Here is a 1,438-nt window from a genome sequence, read left to right on the forward strand (position 1 = left end):
TGGCCTTGCTCTTGTAGAGACTTGGCTAGTTTTTCAGTGCTGCGCTTAGTGGCGGCAAATATGATGATTTGCTCCATCTCAGGCTGGCAGACGAGCGTGTCGAGGATCTTGTTTTTGTGATTGAAGTCATCACAGTAATAAACTGTCTCATCGATGTGAGCCGATTCAACTTTGATAGAGACGCGCTCAGGATTTTTGGTAAAGCTTGCTGCGATTTTGCCGACAGGGCCATCCCAAGTTGCCGAACACATAATGGTTTGACGATCAGTTGGCGCCGCTTTTAGGATATCGCTGATGTCATCAGCAAAACCCATATCGAGCATACGATCCGCTTCATCTAGTACTAAGACCTCTAAGCTTGATAGATCAACGCGGCCTGCATTGATATGATCAAGCAAGCGACCAGGTGTTGCTACGATAACTTGCACGCCTTTTTTGAGCGCTGTGATCTGACCATTGTACGGCGCGCCGCCAACTAAAGGCACACAAAATACGCCGCGCATGTCTTTAGAATACGTGCGTACGCTATCATGTACTTGCTGAGCAAGCTCACGAGTTGGCGTTAAGATAAGCGCTTTGGTTAATTTATCAAAGCTCGTTGAGCGGCTTAAACGATCGAGTACAGGAATGACGAACGCTGCCGTCTTACCACTACCTGTTTGTGCTGATAATAAAAGGTCACGGCCCTCTAGAGCAAAAGGAATGGCCTGTGCTTGAATAGGAGTTGGGTTAGTATAGCCACTGCGATCAAGCGCTGTTAAGATAGGCTTAGCAATGTTAAGGTCTTTAAAAGTGACTTGGTTTTCGTCAGTAGTCTCACTGTCCGCCGCGTCTGTAGTAGGCGCTTGAGTAGCAGTATTTGCAGTAGTGTTGCTATCGATGATGCCGTTTTGAGCGGCGATGGTAGATAAGATATCAGTCATGAGTTGCCTTGGTAGTATGGGCTGCTGTAAATTCAGCATGCCAGTTGCCTACCACTGATAACCGCGCATCACACAACTTAGATCATCTATCGATGATATTTGCTACTAAAAGCAGTCTAAAAAAGTTGTCTGTTGTCTGACGTATTTTGGTGGTAGCGCCGAGTGTCTTATCCTTGCCTGTTATAGACGTTTTATCAAAGCTTTAATCCAAAGCCGATAAAATCAAATAACACCCAATTTGGCGCATAGGCCAGTAGATAAGATATGAGTCAAAAATAATAGGATTATTTCAGAACACAAAATCATCGGCAACAATTACTCTTAGCCATCCTAGGCTCAAAATCGCAGGCGATGTTATCAATCTCATAATTCACGCAATATCAAATTGCGTGGCGACGTAGTATAGCACAGTAAAATATATCTGCTCATGTTTTTTTGATTTTTCAATTCACAGGCCTATCAATAATCCATTACTGACGGATAATTTTGACATCAGAGACATATGTAGGTAGCTG

General features: G+C 43.9%; 1 protein-coding gene. It reads right to left on the bottom strand.

The genetic code is table 11. From position 1 onward, the window contains the following. Positions 1–923: DEAD/DEAH box helicase (locus ACTXGO_RS13730; RefSeq protein ID WP_443574914.1), on the bottom strand; the 923-nt coding region annotated here is incomplete at its 3' end. Positions 924–1,438 lie beyond the last annotated feature (515 nt).

It is taken from the genome of Psychrobacter sp. T6-1, assembly GCF_052258445.1.